General features: G+C 31.3%; 16 protein-coding genes. All 16 read left to right on the forward strand.

Annotated features, from left to right (window positions below):
• Window positions 1–122: 122 nt before the first annotated feature.
• On the forward strand, window positions 123–4,466 hold the full coding sequence (gene polC, locus I6U48_RS01450) for a DNA polymerase III subunit alpha (RefSeq protein WP_218318617.1): 4,344 nt from the start codon (window positions 123–125) through the stop codon (window positions 4,464–4,466).
• A 309-nt stretch (window positions 4,467–4,775) separates the two neighbouring features.
• Complete coding sequence (locus I6U48_RS01455; RefSeq protein WP_218318618.1) at window positions 4,776–5,273, forward strand: chemotaxis protein CheW; 498 nt, start codon at window positions 4,776–4,778, stop codon at window positions 5,271–5,273.
• A gap of 118 nt (window positions 5,274–5,391) precedes the next feature.
• Window positions 5,392–8,241, forward strand: coding sequence for a methyl-accepting chemotaxis protein (locus tag I6U48_RS01460; RefSeq protein ID WP_218318619.1), 2,850 nt, complete (start codon window positions 5,392–5,394; stop codon window positions 8,239–8,241).
• A gap of 274 nt (window positions 8,242–8,515) precedes the next feature.
• Entirely contained in the window at window positions 8,516–9,715 is a 1,200-nt protein-coding gene (locus I6U48_RS01465; RefSeq protein WP_218318620.1) for an EAL and HDOD domain-containing protein, read from the forward strand.
• A 152-nt stretch (window positions 9,716–9,867) separates the two neighbouring features.
• Complete coding sequence (locus I6U48_RS01470) at window positions 9,868–10,716, forward strand: YihY/virulence factor BrkB family protein (RefSeq protein ID WP_218318750.1); 849 nt, start codon at window positions 9,868–9,870, stop codon at window positions 10,714–10,716.
• A gap of 82 nt (window positions 10,717–10,798) precedes the next feature.
• Window positions 10,799–11,401: a hypothetical protein gene (locus tag I6U48_RS01475; protein ID WP_218318621.1), complete on the forward strand. Its 603-nt coding sequence runs from the start codon at window positions 10,799–10,801 to the stop codon at window positions 11,399–11,401.
• A 196-nt stretch (window positions 11,402–11,597) separates the two neighbouring features.
• A complete protein-coding gene (locus I6U48_RS01480) occupies window positions 11,598–11,945 on the forward strand; it encodes a DUF6514 family protein (protein ID WP_218318622.1) in 348 nt (115 codons plus the stop codon).
• Window positions 11,946–12,078: 133 nt separating this feature from the next.
• Window positions 12,079–12,495 (forward strand): holo-ACP synthase, encoded by a 417-nt coding sequence (gene acpS, locus I6U48_RS01485; RefSeq protein ID WP_218318623.1) that lies wholly within the window; start codon window positions 12,079–12,081, stop codon window positions 12,493–12,495.
• Complete coding sequence (locus I6U48_RS01490; RefSeq protein ID WP_218318624.1) at window positions 12,455–13,960, forward strand: NAD(P)H-hydrate dehydratase; 1,506 nt, start codon at window positions 12,455–12,457, stop codon at window positions 13,958–13,960. The genes acpS and I6U48_RS01490 overlap by 41 nt, the downstream gene beginning before the upstream one ends.
• 92 nt (window positions 13,961–14,052) lie before the next feature.
• Window positions 14,053–14,658, forward strand: coding sequence for a germination lipoprotein GerS-related protein (locus tag I6U48_RS01495; RefSeq protein ID WP_218318625.1), 606 nt, complete (start codon window positions 14,053–14,055; stop codon window positions 14,656–14,658).
• A 143-nt stretch (window positions 14,659–14,801) separates the two neighbouring features.
• Window positions 14,802–15,962: an alanine racemase gene (gene alr, locus I6U48_RS01500; RefSeq protein WP_218318626.1), complete on the forward strand. Its 1,161-nt coding sequence runs from the start codon at window positions 14,802–14,804 to the stop codon at window positions 15,960–15,962.
• Window positions 15,963–16,364: 402 nt separating this feature from the next.
• Window positions 16,365–16,685, forward strand: a complete 321-nt coding sequence (locus tag I6U48_RS01505; protein WP_218318627.1) for a CopG family ribbon-helix-helix protein — start codon at window positions 16,365–16,367, stop codon at window positions 16,683–16,685.
• Entirely contained in the window at window positions 16,645–16,995 is a 351-nt protein-coding gene (locus I6U48_RS01510) for a type II toxin-antitoxin system PemK/MazF family toxin (protein ID WP_218318628.1), read from the forward strand. The genes I6U48_RS01505 and I6U48_RS01510 overlap by 41 nt, the downstream gene beginning before the upstream one ends.
• Before the next feature lie 182 nt (window positions 16,996–17,177).
• Entirely contained in the window at window positions 17,178–18,002 is an 825-nt protein-coding gene (locus I6U48_RS01515) for a transketolase (protein ID WP_218318629.1), read from the forward strand.
• Window positions 18,002–18,943 carry a transketolase family protein gene (locus tag I6U48_RS01520; protein ID WP_218318630.1) on the forward strand — a complete coding sequence of 314 codons (942 nt, stop codon included), beginning with the start codon at window positions 18,002–18,004 and terminating at the stop codon, window positions 18,941–18,943. Before I6U48_RS01515 ends, I6U48_RS01520 begins: the two co-directional genes overlap by 1 nt.
• A 141-nt stretch (window positions 18,944–19,084) precedes the next feature.
• Window positions 19,085–19,936, forward strand: a complete 852-nt coding sequence (locus tag I6U48_RS01525) for a YitT family protein (protein ID WP_218318631.1) — start codon at window positions 19,085–19,087, stop codon at window positions 19,934–19,936.
• The last annotated feature ends 133 nt before the right edge of the window (window positions 19,937–20,069 follow it).

The following is a 20,069-nucleotide window of genomic DNA, read 5'->3' on the forward strand; positions in this document are numbered from 1 at the left end:
ATATAGAGGCACTTTTTATAAAAGGGTGTCTCTATACCTTTTTCTGCTACATGACAAAGCATAATACTATCCTATATAATAGAAACATACTAAAAATTTTTGGGAGATGGTTAAAGATAGAGATGAAAAGAATAAATGAAATTTTTAGTGATTATGAAGCCAAGGGTAACATAAATACTGCTATTGTAGAGTCAGTAGCCTTAAGCAAAAAAACTAAAATCCTTGAAATGAAAATCAGCTCAGATAAATATATTGAAATAGGAGAATTTGAGGGGCTTAATAAATTTATAAAAGAAAGATTTTCACTAGAAGATTCCAAAATTGCTGTAAAGTATGCTGAAGGAACGAGTAAAAAGCCCATAGAAGAGGAATTAAAAAAAATTGTATTTTCTGTATCAGATAAATATCCTGCTTTAAAGGCAGTGATAAATAACAGTGAATATGAAGTAGATGAAAATACTATAAGTTTTAATTTTAAAATTCCAGTATCAGGCTTCTTAAAGACTATGGATTATGATAAAAAGATTTATAAAGCTATAAAAAGCCTCTATGGCACGGAATATAGAATAAGCTTTATTGATAAGCTAAGCAGTGAAGAATTAGCTAAAATGGTGGAAGATAAGCGCGCAAGTGAAGTAATGTTTATCAAAAAAGAAATCAATAGTACACCAAGCAATAATGCTCCGAAGTTGCCTAAGGAAGCAGTAGAAAAAAAGCAAGAAGCAAAGTCAGAAACACTTGGGAAAAAAGTCAGTCCATTTTTGATATTAGGAAGAAATGCTAATATTAAAGACACCGTAGTAAAAATTACTGATATTACACCAGATGAAGGTAGGGTAGCTATAGAGGGAGAGATATCCAATATGGAAACAAAGGAATTAAGAAGTGGAAAAACATTAATTTCCTTTGCATTATATGATGGTTCAAGTTCTATGACCTGTAAAGCCTTCTGCAAGCCTGGTGAAGATGGTGAGGTATTATCAAGGCTTAAAAAGGCTAAGGGTGTCAGAATTGCTGGAAATTCAGGATATAGCAAGTTTTCCGACGAAATTGAACTTATTGCTAATACTATAATAGAAACAGAAGGAATAAAGAAAACTAAGAGACAAGACAATACAGAAGTGAAGAGAGTTGAACTTCACATGCATACACAAATGAGTCAGATGGATGCTATGACCAATGCTGGTGATTTAATTAAAAGAGCTATGAGTTGGGGGATGAAATCTATTGCCATAACAGATCATGGAGTTGTGCAGTCTTTTCCTGAGGCACATAAGCTTTTAGGAAGAGATAATCCAAACATGAAGGTTATATATGGAGTGGAGGCTTATTTAGCACCAGATAAAAAACCATCCGTAACCAATCTAAAAGGACAGAGTATTGACACTACATATTGTGTACTGGATTTGGAAACCACAGGTTTTTCACCAGTCACAGAAAAAATTACTGAAATAGGGATTATGAAATTGAAGGACGGAAAAGTAATAGATGAATTTAGCTGCTTTGTAAACCCCGAAAAGTCTATTCCTCCAAGAGTTGTGGAGGTTACCAATATAACTGATGACATGGTAAAAGATGCAGAAACCATAGATCAGGTATTTCCTAAAATGCTTGATTTTATCAAGGACAGTGTTTTAGTTGCTCATAATGCGGGATTTGATGTAGGTTTTTTAAAAAATAATGCTAAGGTTTTAGGCTATGACTTTGATTTCACATATTTAGATACCTTGTCTTTAGCACAAGAAGTTTTTCCAGATTTTAAAACCTATAAATTGGGTAGAATTGCTAAGAACCTTGGCATAAAGGTAGAAGTTGCTCATAGAGCCTTAGATGATGTGAATACTACTGTTAAGGTTTTTAATGTAATGCTTGAGAAACTAAAAGAAAGAGGAGCTAAAACTCTTGAAGATATAGATATATATGGCTCTGATGAACAGGCTAAGAAGGAAGCATATAAAAAGCTTAAAACCTATCATGCAATAATATTAGCAAAGGATTATGTGGGTTTAAAGAATTTATATAAGTTAGTATCTTACTCGCACTTAGATTATTTTTACAAAAAACCTCGTATTTTAAAGAGCATGTTTAAAAAATATTCTGAGGGATTGATCCTTGGAAGTGCTTGCAGTGAAGGTGAATTGTATCAGGCAATACTTCTAGGAAAGTCTGATGAGGAAATTGAAGCAATTGCAGAGGAATACGATTATTTGGAAATTCAACCTCTAGGAAATAATGATTATTTAGTAAGACAAGAGCAGGTACCAGATAAGGAATACTTAAAGGAAATCAATAGAAAAATTATTGCATTAGGAGAAAAATTTAATAAACCTGTAGTAGCTACAGGAGATGTTCACTTTATGGACCCAGAGGATGAGATATACAGACGTATACTGGAAGCAGGACAGGGATTCAAGGATGCAGATAATCAAGCACCGCTATATTTAAGAACCACTGAGGAGATGCTTGAGGAATTTTCATATTTAGGACAGGAAAAGGCTTATGAAGTGGTAGTTACAAATACCAATTTAATATCGGAGATGTGTGAGCCAATTAGTCCTATTTCCCCAGAAAAAGCTACACCACATATAGACGGCTGTGAGCAGACAATTAAGGACATTACCTTCGGAAGAGCTCATGAGCTATATGGTGATCCTCTTCCAGAACTTGTTCAGTCCAGACTAGATAGAGAGCTGGATTCCATTATAAAAAATGGTTTCTCTGTAATGTATATCATTGCTCAAAAACTGGTATGGAAATCAAATGAGGATGGCTATCTGGTAGGATCCAGAGGGTCTGTTGGTTCATCTGTTGTAGCCTATATGACGGGTATAACAGAAGTAAATGCTTTGCCGCCACATTATAGATGTCCTAGTTGTAAATATTCGGATTTTACGGATTATGGAATTAAAAATGGTTTTGACTTACCAGATAAAGTGTGTCCTGTTTGTGGAGAAAAGCTTTCCAAGGATGGCATAGACATACCTTTTGAAACCTTCTTAGGCTTCAATGGAGATAAGGAACCAGATATAGACTTAAACTTTTCAGGTGAATATCAGGCAAAGGCACATAGATATACAGAGGTTATTTTTGGAAAAGGCACAACCTTTAAAGCAGGAACCATAGGTACCATAGCAGAGAAAACAGCTTTCGGTTACGTGAAAAAGTATTATGAAGAAAAAAACCGTACAGTAAACAAAGCAGAAATCCTCAGAATTTCAAAAGGCTGTACAGGAATAAAGAGAACTACTGGTCAGCACCCTGGTGGAATAATAGTAGTTCCAAAAGGTCGAGAAATCTTTGAATTTTGTCCTGTACAACATCCTGCAGATGATCCTAATTCAGATATTATAACAACACATTTTGATTATCACTCTATTGACCAAAATTTGCTGAAGCTTGATATACTAGGACACGACGATCCAACAGTTATAAGAATGCTTCAGGATATAACAGGAGTTGATCCCAAAACGATACCTATGGACGATAAGGAAACTATGTCCATCTTTTCATCAACGCAGGCATTAGGAGTAATACCAGAGCAGATAAATTCTAAGGTAGGAACCTTTGGCATTCCTGAGTTTGGTACTAAGTTCGTAAGAGGAATGCTTTTAGACACAATGCCAAAAGCTTTCTTTGATTTGATATGTATATCAGGACTTTCACATGGTACTGACGTATGGCTTGGAAATGCTAAGGACTTAGTTGATAATGGAACAGTAACCTTAAATGAGGCAGTGTGTACCAGAGATGACATCATGGTTTATCTTATTAAAAAAGGTTTGCCGCCCAATACTGCTTTTAAGATAATGGAGTTAGTACGTAAAGGAAAGGCTTTAAAGGATCCTGAAAAATGGGCAGAGTATGAAGCTTTAATGCGGGAACATGACGTACCAGAATGGTATATAGATTCTTGTAGGAAAATAAAGTATATGTTTCCTAAAGCCCATGCTGCAGCTTATGTAATGATGGCATTTAGAATAGCTTGGTTTAAAGTTCACATACCTATGGCATATTATGCAGCATACTTTACTATTAGAGCAAAGGCCTTTGACTCTGAGTTTATGATTTTTGGAAAAGAAAAGGTTAAAGAAAAGATGAAGGAAATTGAAACAATGGGTAATCAAGCCGCACCTAAGGATAAGGATATGTACGATGATTTAGAGATAGTTCTAGAAATGTATGAGAGAGGGTTTAAATTCTTACCTATTGATTTATATAAGTCCCATGCCACTAGATTTTTGGTAGAAGAGGATGGTTTAAGACCACCTGTAAACAGCATATCTGGAATGGGAAATGTGGCTGCTGAAGGTATATTTAACGCAGCTCAAGAAGAGACTTTTAGCTCAATAGAGGATGTAAAGAAACGTGCTAAGATTGGAAATTCCACTATAGATTTACTTAAAAAGTTTAATTGTTTGAAGGGTCTTCCAGAGAGTGATCAAATGTGTTTCTTTGATGCAATCTAAGGAATAAGGCCTGTATAAAAAGATTATATTATAGGTCAGGAGATTTTAATCTAAAGCGATTGGAATTTTCTGACTTTTGCTTTTAAAATTAAGTTTTCTACAATATATATTAATTGACAAAAGATAGATTCGCATATATTATAAAAATAAGTAAGTAAGTATTTACTCGAAATAATAAAATTCCAATTTAAATAATTTCAATTCGATTTAGGCATACCGTTTGGTTCATATTTTTATCTAATTAAGTGAAATTACAAAAAAGTAACAATATAAAATTCAGAATTTTAAAATAAGTGTGTGAAAGGGGATATGATAGTGGATAACATTAATACACAAGATATAATTGACAGAGAAGAAGATACTCAAAAAGATAAGTTTCTTACATTCTCTCTAGGAAACGAATTTTATGGTATTGAAATTATGTATGTAACAGAGATTATAGGAATTCAAAGCATTACTGAGGTTCCAGAACTACCAGATTATATTAAAGGAATTATTAATTTAAGAGGTAAGATTATTCCTTTAATGGATGTAAGATTACGCTTTAAAAAGGAGCCGCGAGAATATAATGATAGAACTTGTATTGTAGTCATAGATATAAGGGATATGTTTATTGGTCTCATTGTTGATAGTGTTTCAGAGGTTATGTCTATACCTGAGCAAGATATAGTTCCACCACCAGGGCTTAGTAAGAGTTCTAATAGATACATAAAAGGTATAGGAAAGGTTGGAAATGAGGTTAAATTAATTTTAGATTGCAATAAAATGCTTAATGAAGAGGAAATTGAAAGCTTATCTAATTTATAAGCAAGAAGGAAATATAGAAAGGATGAAAATAGATTTAGATTATATAAAAAAAGGTATAAGCTGTTATGGAAATTTAAAATGTAATGGTTATTTTAAAACGTAATAAGGGGGCAAAAGTATGAAATGGTTCAATAATATGAAAATAAATACAAAACTAATTGCTGGATTTACAACAGTAGAGTTATTAGTGGCAGCTATAGGAGCTGCTGTATATAATGTAACAAACCATTTTAGTTCAACTTCAAGAATTCTAACTATTATAATTGTACAAGTATTTCTAGTTTTTATATTTAGTGCTATGCTATCAAAAGTCATTGTAGAATCGATTACTAGTGCTGTTAAGGTAGCTAATAAATTAGCAGATGGTGAAATTAATATTGGAATAGAGTCAAGCACAAATGATGAAATAGGTAATCTTACAGAATCATTAAAAAAGATAGCTGAAAAAATGATGTGGTACGAAGGGATTATAGATGCTGTACCATTTCCGATACATGTTACTGATGATAATATGAACTGGACATATATGAACAAGGCTTTTGAAAAGTTAATGATTGAGCAAGGCGTAGTAAAAGAGCGTAAAGATGGATATGGAAGAGCCTGCAGTAATGCTGGAGCCAATATATGCAACACACAAAATTGCGGAATAAAACAACTATTAAAGGGAACAGGAGAAAGTTTCTTTGATTGGTGTGGAATGAATTGCAAACAGGATACTTCTTATTTAAAGAATGCTAAAGGTGAACATATTGGATTTGTTGAAGTGGTAACGGATTTGACATCTATACTGCAAGTAAGTGATTATACAAAGAAAGAGGTGGACCGCTTAGCTGGCAATCTTGACCTTCTTGCTAAAGGAGATTTAAATTTAGATTTTGAGGTAACACCTGCTGATAAATATACTCTTGAGACAAGAAATAACTTTATAAAAATCAACCAAAATCTTGAAAAAACTAAAGATGCAGTTGGTAAACTAATTAATGATGTATTTATGCTTTCAGATGCGGCTATTGCAGGAAACCTTAGTGTAAGAGCGGATGTTACAAGGCATGATGGAGAATATAAGAAAATTGTTGACGAGGTAAATCACACATTGGATACAGTTAATGATAAAAATTTATGGTATGAATCAATAATTGATGCTGTGCCGTTTCCAATACATGTTACTGATAACGATATGAAATGGACATATATGAATAAAGCTTTTGAAAAATTGATGATTGAACAAGGAGTTGTGAGAGAGAAGAAAGACGGATATGGGAAATCTTGTAGCAATGCTGGAGCGAACATATGTAATACACAAAATTGTGGAATAAAACAATTAATAAAGGGGAAAAGTGAAAGTTTCTTTGATTGGTGTGGAATGAATTGCAAACAGGATACAGCTTATTTAAAGAATATTAAAGGTGAAAATATTGGTTTTGTTGAAGTAGTAACAGATTTGACACCTATTTTAAGAGTAAGCAAGTATACAAAGAAAGAAGTAGAGCGATTATCTACAAATCTTGCAATGCTTGCTAAAGGAAATATAAATATGGATTTTCAAGTTTTGGAGGCAGATCAGTATACTGAAGAAACTAGGAATGATTTTATTAAGATAAATATAAATCTTGAGAAGGCGAAAGATGCAGTAGGAAGCTTAATAGCTGATATAATAACACTTTCAGAAGCAGCAATTGAAGGCAGGCTTTCAACAAGAATTGACAACTCAAAACATGAAGGAGATTTTAAAAAAATCGGAGAAGGTATAAATCATACTTTAGATTTAGTTATAGAGCCTATACAAGAAGCTGCAGGTGTTTTAGAGGAAATGTCAAAAGGAAATTTTCAGGTTGCTGTCAAGGGAGATTATAAAGGTGATCATGCAAAAATCAAGAATGAACTTAATGATACAATTAATAATATAGCCTCTTATGTACAGGAAATATCTGAGACGCTTATTGAAATGGCGAAAGGTAATCTTGTTGTTGGCATTAATAAGGAATACATGGGGGACTTTGCTGAAATTAAGATTTCATTGAATAATATTATTAAAGCCTTTAATAATATTCTAAATGATATTAATAATGCATCTTCACAAGTAGCATCAGGAGCAAGACAGGTGTCTGATTCGGCTCAGGCTCTTTCACAAGGTTCTACGGAACAGGCAAGTTCTATTGAACAGTTAACAGCTTCTGTAGAAGAAATTGCATCACAAACTAAACAGAATGCTGCTAATGCTAACAAGGCAAATGAACTTTCTTTATTAGCAAAAGAATATGCCGTTAAAGGCAATGAGCAGATGAAAGAAATGTTAGAAGCAATGGAGGATATTAATGGATCATCTTCCAATATATCTAAGATAATAAAGGTTATAGACGAAATAGCATTTCAGACAAATATTCTTGCATTGAATGCAGCAGTAGAAGCTGCAAGGGCAGGTCAGCATGGTAAAGGTTTTGCTGTTGTGGCAGAAGAAGTAAGAAATCTAGCAGCAAGATCAGCAAATGCGGCTAAAGAAACCACTGTTCTTATAGAAGGTTCAATCAAAAAAGTTGAAGGTGGTACACAGATTGCCAACAACACTGCAGAGGCACTTGACAAGATAGTCGATGGTGTGGCAAAAGCAGCAAGTCTTGTTGGAGAAATCGCTGCAGCATCTAATGAACAAGCTTCGGGAATTGCACAAGTTAATCAGGGAATTATGCAGGTATCTGAAGTAACCCAGAGCAATTCTGCTACAGCAGAGGAAAGTGCAGCAGCAAGTGAAGAACTTTCAAGTCAAGCTGAAGTACTTAAAGGGATGGTTGGCAGATTTCAACTTAAAAAAGGCAGCGATGTATCATATAGTGGAATTGAAGAGTTAAACCCAGATTTATTGCAAATAATTCAAGGGATGTCTGAAAAGAAAAGAAGCCTTTCTGAAGCTGCTGCAACTACAAGCAAGAGAAAAATTTCATTAACAGATAACGAGTTTGGCAAATATTAGCGTTAAGAAAAAAACCGGTACTAAGGTGCCGGATTTTCATTTTATCCTAAATGTTTAGTTTTATACTTTTAAAGAGATAATGTCCTCTACCTTTTCTATAAAATAAAAGCTGCCGAACGAATGTAAGATAGATAGAATACTCTAAGGAAACATGTTAAAATATTAATATGTTGGTATAAAAAATTCATATATTGTAATAATATTCGTGATATAAAAGTGAATTATAAATAATAATACAGCCACAAATATGTTAGTGTTTGAGAAGGTGATTTTTATGGATGTATTCATAGCTAGACAACCTATTTTTGATAGAAACAACAAAGTTATTGCCTATGAGTTATTATTTAGAAGTGATTATAATAACTTATACAATAACGATGATGGAGACAAGGCTACCCTAGATGTTATATATAGTCTATCTACGATAGGTATTGATAATGTAATATGTGGGAAAAAGGCATTTATAAATTTTACAGATAAGCTTATAAAAGATGGCATTCCAGAAGCCATTAGTCCAGATATTCTTGTTGTTGAAATATTAGAAACTGTAGAACCAAGTTTTGATATAGTTTTAGAGTGCCAAAATTTGAAGCAATTAGGATATAGAATAGCCCTTGACGATTTTGTATTTGATGAAAAATATAAAGAACTTATCGATATAGTAGATATAATAAAAATTGATTTTAGAATAACCAAAGGAAAAGAACGAAGAGATATAATAAATAGACTGAAAAGTAAAAATATAAAGTTTTTGGCTGAGAAAGTAGAAACTATAGAGGAATTTAATGAAGCAATAGATTATGGATATTCTTATTTCCAAGGATACTATTTTAGCAAACCTGTAATTATTACTGGAAAGGGTATCCCGACAAACAAACTTGTTAGTTTAAGGATTTTACAAGAATTGGTGAAATCGGAGCTGAATATAAAGAAAATAGAGGAACTTGTTTTAAGGGATGTTTCTATTCCTTATAAATTTTTTAAGCTTATAAATTCCTCAGCTTATGGTTTTAATGGTAAGATTGGCTCTATAAGTCGAGCGATTGCTTTGATCGGTGAAAATGAAACTAGAAAATGGCTTTATGCAATCTTAATGAAGAATATTGCTGGGAACAAAAATGATGAACTTATAACTTGTTCCTTGATTAGAGCTAAATTTGCTGAATTAATAGTTAACAAATGTAGTTGTAATTGTGATTCTATTACTGCTTACATTATGGGGATATTCTCGCTAATTGACTCTATTTTAAGCAGGCCTATCTCTGATGTGTTAAATGAGATTTTTCTTCCTTCAGAGGTTAACGCTGCACTACTTGGCGAAAACAACTATCTTGGAACTATACTTAATTTAATTAAGAGTTATGAAAGAGGGGAGTGGGATAAAACTATAATTTATTCTGAAGAACTTTCTGTAAGTTCAGAAGATATTCTAGATTCATATATAGAAGCAATTAAGTGGGTTAAAAATTTTTAAAAACATAATAATACCTGCATCTTATTTTGGATGTAGGTATTATTATATTATCATAGTACATACTATATTTGCAGGTACTTATTATAACAAAGCTATTTATGTTTTGAAAAAATAGAATTTAAGTCGAAACATTGAGGGAGGGTGAGGTATCGATTAAAAGCAAGGTAGTAAAGGATATAAAAAATTTATCGATTAGATTTATCGATGATGAAGTATTAGCACTATCATCTCAATTAGCATATAGTTTAATATTTTCATTTTTTCCGTTCATAATATTTCTTATGACGGTTATTGGGGTTAGTTCAATAAATAGCTCATATGTTTTAGAAGGATTGACACAAATATTACCACATAATACTGTAGAACTTATAGAAAATATAGTGATAGAGGTAGTCGATACAAGACATGGTCACCTATTATCTTTAAGTTTAATTATTACTATATGGTCAGCTTCTACTGGATTAAATGCAGTAATTAGAGGAATAAATAAAGCATATAATGAATCGGAGAAAAGATCCTTTATTAAAGTTCAACTTATAGCAATCTTGAGTACCTTAGCTCTGACTTTTATAATATTGGTAACAATTTTAGTATTAGTTTTTGGTGAGATAATAGGAAAAACCTTAGCTGATCAATTGGGAGCATCGTATTTTTTCAAGTTTTTATGGAATAATTTGAGATACTTTATTATGACCGCAGCTACTATATTTATTTTTGCAGCTTTATATAGGTATACTCCTTGTAGAAGACTTACATGGAAAGAGGTAGTACCGGGAGCTGTTTTTTCAACTATAACTTTAGCTGTAGTGTCTTTAGGGTTCGCATATTATGTAAATAATTTTTCTAGTTATTCAAGAGTATATGGGAGTATAGGTACAGTAATAGTACTGTTAACATGGTTATTTTTATTGTCAATAATAATAATAATGGGAGGGGAATTAAATGCTACACTAGCTTTTGACAGGGAAGGAAAAGAAAAGGCTAAAGGCATTAGGTATTAGGTATATAGTATATTTTTTTATTAATGAGAAAAGATATAAGATATGTACTTATGCTTAAAAGAATTTTCTAGAGGGTGATATTTTGAGAAGTAAAGATTACATGAAGAAGGTTTATAGAAATTTTTTTGAATTTGTATCGGAGTGTTCTAGTCAGGAATTAGAATATTTTATTTTTGATTCAAAATTTACAACAATGTTTAATGAAAGAATAGGCGAGATAGTAGAGGATATAAGAAAGGAAGGAAAGAAAAGTATAGAACTTGCAATACTATTTAATACTGAGGGAGAAATAGCATTAATAGATAGCTATGTGGTGGGAAGATACATAGGAAATAATTACAATCTTCATATGGAGGAATATTACAAGGAGGCTTCGTTAAATAACATAGTAAAACATGTTATAAATGGCAACAGAAAATCTAAAAAAGATTTTTTGATGCTTTCTTATAATACATTAAATAATATATTAAATACTATATATTCAGACATAAAGTTCAAAAAAGACACATTAAAGAAATATATTGATTTATATGATTTAAAGCATTGTGTGGGCGATGATTGTGTTTTAGTAGTAGCTGTAATATTAATATTGGAAGATATATGTAAATATTTAGGGATAAATGACGATATTTTAGAAGAAACCATTAATTATATAAGCAAAAAAAGAAATTGTCAAAATAATTAGCATTTCGACAATCACACATAATAAAAAGGTAGATAATTACATTAAAGTAATATACATGTTTGCATAATAGGGGGTAGAAGTTTTTTAATGTCATATAAAAGAGATAAGTTATATTTAACATTATCATGAAATGACATATTTCTTTTGATAGATATGTTAATATAACTATGAAGTTAGTTATGGGGGGAACAGCACTATGGTAGTTGAAAATTTAATAAGAACAGAGAGCAGAGAAAATATGAGGAATATTTATCTCTATAGACTATTAAAAAACGGCATCAATATTACATATGGAAAAGATACCATAGAGGTACAATCATATGGGATTGAAATTGAAAGACAGGACGTAATAGACGGAAAATTAGTAAACATAGAAAGAGATAGTGTAAACAGCATAAGTCCAGAGAGATATAAAGTCCATAACTTGTTAAAGTTATTATATGATAATGCTGTATCACCAATTCATTTAATTGATGTGTTAGGTGACTATATTGATGAGTATATAATAGATTTTGATAAGGAAGTAAAATATATAGCTTATTAGGAAGACAATAGGCATTTATAATAGTGAGAAGAGGAAAAATCCTCTTTTTTTCTTTTAGCTGCTGATTATGTGTTAACTTGAAGCTTTTAAAATAGAAAGATTTAATTTATTATTAATAATGGGGGTGATATCTTTGATTTTAGGAGTTGGGATTGATATCATTGAAATTAGAAGAATTAAAGACGCACTAAGCAAGAATACTAGTTTTGTAGATAAGATGTTTAGCAAAAATGAGATTGAATATCTTAAAAGAAGAAATCTGAGACCTGAATTTGTAGCTGGTAGATTTGCGGCAAAAGAGGCTGTTTCTAAAGCGTTAGGAACAGGCTTTAGTGGATTTGAATTTAAGGATATAGAAATTGATAGAACTGCATCTGGAAAACCTATAGTAGTATTAAGAGGCAAAGCTAAGCTAATAGCTCAAAAATACGGAAACTATAGAATTCATTTGAGTATATCCCATGGAATAGATAATGCAGTTGCCTATGCAGTGATGGAGGTTGATAAACTTGAGGATTGCAACTTCAGAAATAATGAAGAAAATAGATGATTATTGTATAAATGAACTTGATATACCAGGAATTGTGTTAATGGAAAATGCTGCTCTAAAAGTTATCAAGAATTTAGAATTAGAAAGATATAATTCTTTTTGTATAGTATGTACTAAGGGAAATAATGGTGGAGATGGATTTGCCGTAGCTAGACACCTTCAGGTTTTAAATAAGAAGATAGAAGTGTTTTTAGTTGGTGGTAAAGAAAACATGAGAAAAGATTGCAAGATAAATTATAATATATTAAAAAAAATGGGAGTCAGTATTAATAATGTTGGCAATTTTGAAGACATTAACAGTCTAAGAGATTCTATAGAGAAGAATGACATGACAATAGATGCTGTTTTTGGCACAGGTCTTTCTCGAAACATTGAAGGGATATATGATTCTGTCATATCTATAATTAATGAGAATAGCAAGTATATAGTTTCTATTGATGTTCCTTCTGGACTGGATAGCAATACAGGAAAAGTACTAGGAAACTGCATTAGGGCTGATAAAACTGTTTCCTTTCAACTATATAAAAAGGGATTTTTAAATTATGGAACTGATAAATTGACAGGTAAAATAATTGTAGAGGATATAGGGATTCCTGAAACAGTTATAAACAAATTTCATAATGATGAATTCATTATAGATGAAACAATGGTAAGAGATATGCTTCAGATAAGAGATAAGTATTCTCATAAGGGAGACTATGGAAGAGTGTTAGTTATTGCCGGATCAAAAGGATATACTGGGGCAGCATATATATGTACGCAGGGAGCAATAAGAAGTGGAGCAGGTCTTGTAACTTTATGCTGCAGTAATGAAATTAGAGATATTTTAAGTTCAAAGTTTATAGAAGCCATGACTATTTCTTTTGATGATGAAAATAAGCTGAATGAGGCCGTAAAGAGAAGCAATGCTATTGCTATTGGTCCTGGTATGGGAAACAATGAATTAACACTTAAAATGCTAAACAATATTATCAATAATTCTTCTTGTCCTATAATTATAGATGCCGATGGAATAAATGTATTAAAGGATAGAATAGACATATTAAAGAACAAAAAGTCACAGGTTGTTATAACGCCTCACTTAGGTGAAATGTCTAAGATAACTGGACTTTCAATAGATTATATAAAACAAAATAGAATAGAAGTTTCTAAACAGTTCGCAAAAGAAAATAATATAGTTGTACTTCTTAAAGGATTTAATACCATAATTACAGATGGTGAAAAGACAATTATAAATTCTACAGGAAATAGTTCCATGGCATCAGGAGGAATGGGAGACTGTCTTACAGGAATGATAGCATCTTTTGTAGGTCAAGGGTATGAACCTATAAAAGCTGCATATATTGCTGCTTACATACATGGATATTCTGGTGAAAAGCTTTCAAAAAACATGTTTTGTGTGAATGCAAGTCATATATTAGATGATATTCCTTTTTCAATAAAGCAGATACAGGATTGTAATTAAAGGTTAACAAAAATATAAGAATATAAAAATATAAAAAAGAATAGTATTAATAGTAAAGATGCTTAAATAAATGTAATTTTAGGGGGATTAAGATGGGGAAAAGGCTTCTATTAATATTTATTCTTATTACTGCATCTATAGTCGTTATAGGATGTGGAAAGAAAAATGATTATACAGAAAAAGCTATTGATTATTTAAAAAATTTAGACAGCTACAGTTGCGACATAAATATGAAGATAGAAAATGATAAGCAGACTATAAACTATACCGGAAAACAATTTTATGATAAAAGGTATGGTTATAGATTTGAGCTAGACAAAAGCAGAGTATTGATATATAAAGGTGATAAAATATCTGTTAAGGATTTACAAAGTGGATTAAAATATGATACCGATAAAGATTTTGATAGTTTGTTCAAATTAAGTTTTATTGGCGAATATGTTAAGTTACTTTATACTAATGAAGTTATAAAGGGTTCCCTTAAAAAAGTTGGAAATGAGGAATTTGAAGTAATACAATTAGATATACCAGGTAACAATAAGAATATCAGTAAAGCTGAATTATATGTAAACAAAATTGAAAGTTTCCCTAAGTACTTATTTATATATGATTCAAAAGGAAAAAAGAAAATTCAAATCGAGTATATTAATTTTAAAGCTAATGAAGAATTTCAAAAAGATATATTTGACATAACATAGTTAGGTTTTAAAAGGTTCGTATTCAAGATTGTTCCAAAAATGTAGTCTGAATTGTGAAATTGTTCGAAATATATTGTATAATTAATATATATGAAAATAAATTTATTTTATATGTATTATAAATGAGCTATGGGGGAGATAATATGTTTAGAAACTTTAGGCCTGTATGGGCAGAAATTAATTTAGACAACCTTAAATACAATGTTAAGAAAATTAGAGAAAAGGCTAAAAGCAAGGAGTTAATAGGAGTTGTAAAAGCTGATGCTTATGGACATGGGGCAGTGGATGTAGCACCAGTAATTTTGCAAAATGGTGCCACAAGACTTGCAGTTGCTGTTTTAACTGAAGCTGTAGAGTTAAGAAAAAGCGGCATTGAATGTCCTATAATGATATTAGGGTTAACGCCTGAAACATTATCTGATACGTTGATAGAATATAATGTAGAACCAGCGGTTTCTTCATATGAGTATGCCTTGAATTTATCAAAAGCAGCGCAAGCTAGAGAAAAAAAGGTAAAAGTTCATGTAGCCGTAGATACAGGAATGGGGAGAATAGGATTTTTGCCAAATGAAAAGAGTGTAGAAGAAGTATATAAAATAAGCAAACTGCCTAATATAGAAATAGAAAGTTTATTCTCACATTTTTGTACTGCAGATGAAATAGATAAAAATTACTCTAGTATGCAATTTAAGAAATATAACTGGTTCTATGAAAAATTAGAACAAAAGGATATAAAAGTAAATATGAGAGATATAGCTAATAGTGCGGCTATAATGGAACTTCCTGATACTCATTACGAGGGGACAAGACCTGGTATAATATTATATGGATATTATCCATCAAATGAAGTTGACAAAAATGAATTAGATATAAGAAGTGTTATGACATTAAAAACAAATGTTATATATGTTAAAGAATTAGACAAAAATGAATATATAGGATATGGAAGAAAGTTTATGACAAAAAGAAAAAGCACAATTGCGACTCTACCTGTTGGATATGCTGATGGATATACTAGGATGCTGTCAGGTAAGGCAAAAGTAATAATTAATGGCAAATTTGCCCCTGTGATTGGCAATATATGTATGGATCAGTGTATGATAGATGTTACAGATGTAGGTGATGTAAAAGTAGGCGACGAAGTTATACTTATGGGAAGTGACGGAAATCTAAAGTTTAATGCTGATGACATTGCAGAGATACTAGGTACTATAAGTTATGAAATTATGTGTATGATAAGCAAGAGGGTTCCAAGAGTTTATATAGAAGATGGAAAGATAATAAAAGTAAAAAATTATGTATAACTTACAATTAGAAGGTTTTATATCTCCCTATTGCTAATTGCCGTAAATGATGTATATAAAATTAATGCTTTGTATAATATACTAATATATTGTTATGAAGTAAATTTAAAAATATAAAAGATAACTTTTCTTAATTACTTATTTCAAAAAATAAAAATTAACTTCTATTATTAAGGTAAGGCCAATTTAAACTATTAATTATAATGCGAAGTACATATATCAATTTAAAATAAATTTGGTAATGCACACAAATACATTGTAAAAAAAGGGGATTATGTGTAAAAATACAAGTAGAAAAGTGGTGAAATTACGTATAATTTCTTTGACATGTTGACAGCTTTAGGATTATAATTTGTGTGTACATATCTTTCGCTTAAGTTAATAGGAGGTATTAATTTTTATATGTCAAATTCAAAGAGATTAGTGGTAAACCTCTCAGAAGCACTATATAATGAATTTAATAAGGCACTTGAAGAAGATTGCAAAAAAAGAAGTGAATTTATTAGGGAAGCTATCATATTATATATTAAAGAGAAAAAAAGGTTAAGCATTATAGAGCAAATGGAAAAAGGATATAAAGAGATGTCTCAACTCAATCTTGAGTTTGCAGAAATGGGCTTTGCAAGTGACATGAAAGAATTTAAAGAATATGAAGCGAAGCTTTCGGAGTGTGATTTAGCTGATGACCACTGTAGTGAAAAGAGGAGATATATTTTATGCTGACTTAAGCCCAGTAGTGGGTTCAGAACAGGGTGGGATAAGGCCAGTAATCATTATACAAAATGATGTTGGCAATAAATATAGTCCTACCGTTATTGTAGCAGCAATTACCTCTCAGATAAACAAAGCAAAACTTCCAACGCACGTAGAAATTTCTTCAGAAGCGTATGGACTCAATAAGGATTCGGTAGTTTTGCTTGAACAAATAAGAACTTTAGATAAAAGAAGACTTAAAGAGAAAATAGGTCATATGACTGATGATGATATGCTAAAGGTAGATGAAGCACTTTTAATAAGTGTTGGATTACAATAAATAAATTTAAACACGACAATTTGTTATATTGCAATTTGTCGTGTTTTTTATTAGACGAATTTAAATGTTACAGTCCTAATTAAAGAAAAATTTCACTATTGTATTGTATATAAAAAGATTTTTTTGTGGTAAAATAGTAGAAGAATTTCTAAACTTAAGGTTTACTATAGGAGGTCGGAATTGTGAAAAAAAACTTAGAAGAACTCAAACAAATAACAACAACAATTAGAAAAGACATCGTAAAGATGCTAACTGAGTCTGCATCAGGTCATCCAGGCGGTTCATTGTCAGCAGTAGAAATTTTAACTACATTATATTTTAATGAAATGAATATAGATCCTGAAAAGTCAAAGGATCTTAATAGGGATAGATTTGTTCTTTCTAAAGGCCATGCTGCACCAGTATTATATAGTACACTTGCTAGAAGAGGATTTTTTGATGTAGAAGAATTAAAAAATCTTAGAAAACTTGGCTCAATACTTCAAGGACACCCAAATATGAATGAAGTTCCGGGAGTAGATATGTCTACTGGTTCTTTAGGTCAAGGTGTATCAGCAGCAGTTGGTATGGCTATAGCAGGAAAAATAGATAAAAAAGATTATAGAGTATATACATTATTAGGTGATGGTGAGTTAGAAGAAGGTCAAGTTTGGGAAGCCGCTATGGCAGCAGCTCAATATAAGTTAGATAACTTAACTGCTTTTATCGATTATAATGGACTTCAAATAGATGGACCTATTCAAGAAGTAATGTCAGCAGAACCAATCTCTGATAAATTTAAAGCTTTTAGGTGGAATGTTGTAGAGGTAGATGGACATAGTATTGAACAACTAATCGATGCAATTGAAACAGCTAAATCAACAAAGGATAAACCAACAGTGGTGGTTTGTAAAACAATAAAAGGCAAGGGTGTATCCTTCATGGAAAATGAAGCAGGTTGGCATGGGACAGCACCAAACGTAGAGCAATGTAAAAAAGCTTTAAATGAACTTGGAGGTGAAGAATAATGTCTAATAAAATAGCAACAAGAGAAGCGTATGGAAAGGCTTTAGCAAAATTAGGACAGGAAAATGAGAAAATAGTTGTATTGGATGCTGATCTATCTAAATCAACTAAAACAGCTGATTTTAAGAAAGTATGTCCAGAAAGATTTGTAAATATGGGAATAGCGGAAGGAAATATGATGACTGTAGCTGCTGGTATGGCAGCTTGTGGAAAGATTCCTTTTGCAAGTACATTTGCTGTATTTGCTAGTGGTAGAGCTTTTGAGCAAATAAGAAACTCAATATGTTATCCAAAGCTAAATGTAAAAATATGCGCTACACATGCAGGAATTACAGTAGGAGAAGACGGGGCTTCACATCAATCAGTTGAAGATATAGCTTTAATGAGAAGCTTACCCAATATGACAGTTATAAGTCCAAGTGATGGAGTAGAAGCAGAAGCTGTAATTAAAGCAATCGCAGAATATCAAGGCCCTTGTTATGTGAGACTTGGAAGATCAGGAGTGCCTGTTATCAATGATAATCCAGAGTATAAATTTGAAATAGGTAAGGCTATAACTTTAAGAGAAGGAAAAGAAGCAACTATTATTGCAACAGGAATTATGGTAGATGCTGCTTTAGAGGCTTACAATACTCTATCTGAAGAAGGAATAAAGGTAAAAGTTATAAACATACATACAATAAAACCTATAGATAAAGAGGCTATTATAAAAGCAGCAAGAGAAACTGGAGTTGTAATAACTGCAGAAGAACATAGTATAATAGGCGGATTGGGCTCTGCTGTTTGTGAAGTTTTAAGTGAAAATCAACCAACACCAGTAGTTAGAGTAGGAATAAAAGATACCTTTGGAGAAAGTGGTAAGCCAGCTGAACTTTTAAAGGCTTATGGTTTAACTGCCGAAGATATAGTTAAAGCTGTAAAAAAAGGTTTAACTTTAAAGTAATATATTTAAGTTCAATTAGAACATCCTAATTTTAATTAGGGTGTTTTTTTATTTCTAATATTAAATTTAAAAATAGGGAATATTATTCTTATTATTCTAATTCTGTTTATAATATTATTTTATTAGTGGGGTTTGATATATATGAGAAATTTTAAAGAATATGTCCTAATTACAATAGGTGTTGTATTAGTTGCCATAGGCATAGAATTTTTTTTAGCACCTAATAAAATAGCAGCTGGTGGAGTTTCAGGAATGGCAATAATAATTAATTATTATATGCCTAAAATATCCATAGGACTATTAATGTTAATAATGAATGTAGTATTATTTATTATTGCCTTCATCATTATAGGAAATAAATTCGGTGGGAAAACTATTTATACAAGTTTAAGTCTTTCAGGAATAATATGGATTATAGATAGGATAATGACACCAAGTATGGTAGTTACAAAAAATCTAATGCTGGCATCTTTGTTTGGAACTTTTATGTGTGGAATTGGACTCGGAATAGTTTTTAATCAGAATGCGTCAACTGGTGGTACCGATATATTGGCAAAAATATTAAATAAATTTGTTCATCTTGACATAGGAAAGTCACTTCTTGTAGTGGATTTTATTATAACTCTTTTCGCTGCAATTTCCTTTGGGGCTGATGCAGGTATGTATGCACTTTTATCTGTTATAATAAATGGATTTGTGATAGATACAGTTATTGAAGGTCTTAATGTTTCAAAACAAATAATGATTATAAGTTCTCAAAATGATTTGATAAGTAAATTTATAATAGAACAGCTCGAAAGAGGATGTACTTTGTTAGCTGGAAAGGGTGGATATACAAAAGAAGATACATATATTCTTTATACTGTATTAGGAAGAAAAGAATTTATAAGGTTAAAAAAGTACATAAAGGAAATTGATACCAGGGCTTTTATTACTATAAACGATGCACATGAAGTTTTAGGAGAAGGATTTAAGGATATTATAGAACATTAATTTGTTCATATAAATGGCATATACGGTTAAATAAGACTCAATTGTATATGCTTTTTTCGCTGTTAATAATAAATTAATACAATAAAATATTTATTTCATGTCTTATTATGTTATAATAAACATGGTTATGTAA

The organism is Clostridium thailandense, assembly GCF_019207025.1.
GTDB classification, from domain to species: domain Bacteria; phylum Bacillota; class Clostridia; order Clostridiales; family Clostridiaceae; genus Clostridium_AM; species Clostridium_AM thailandense.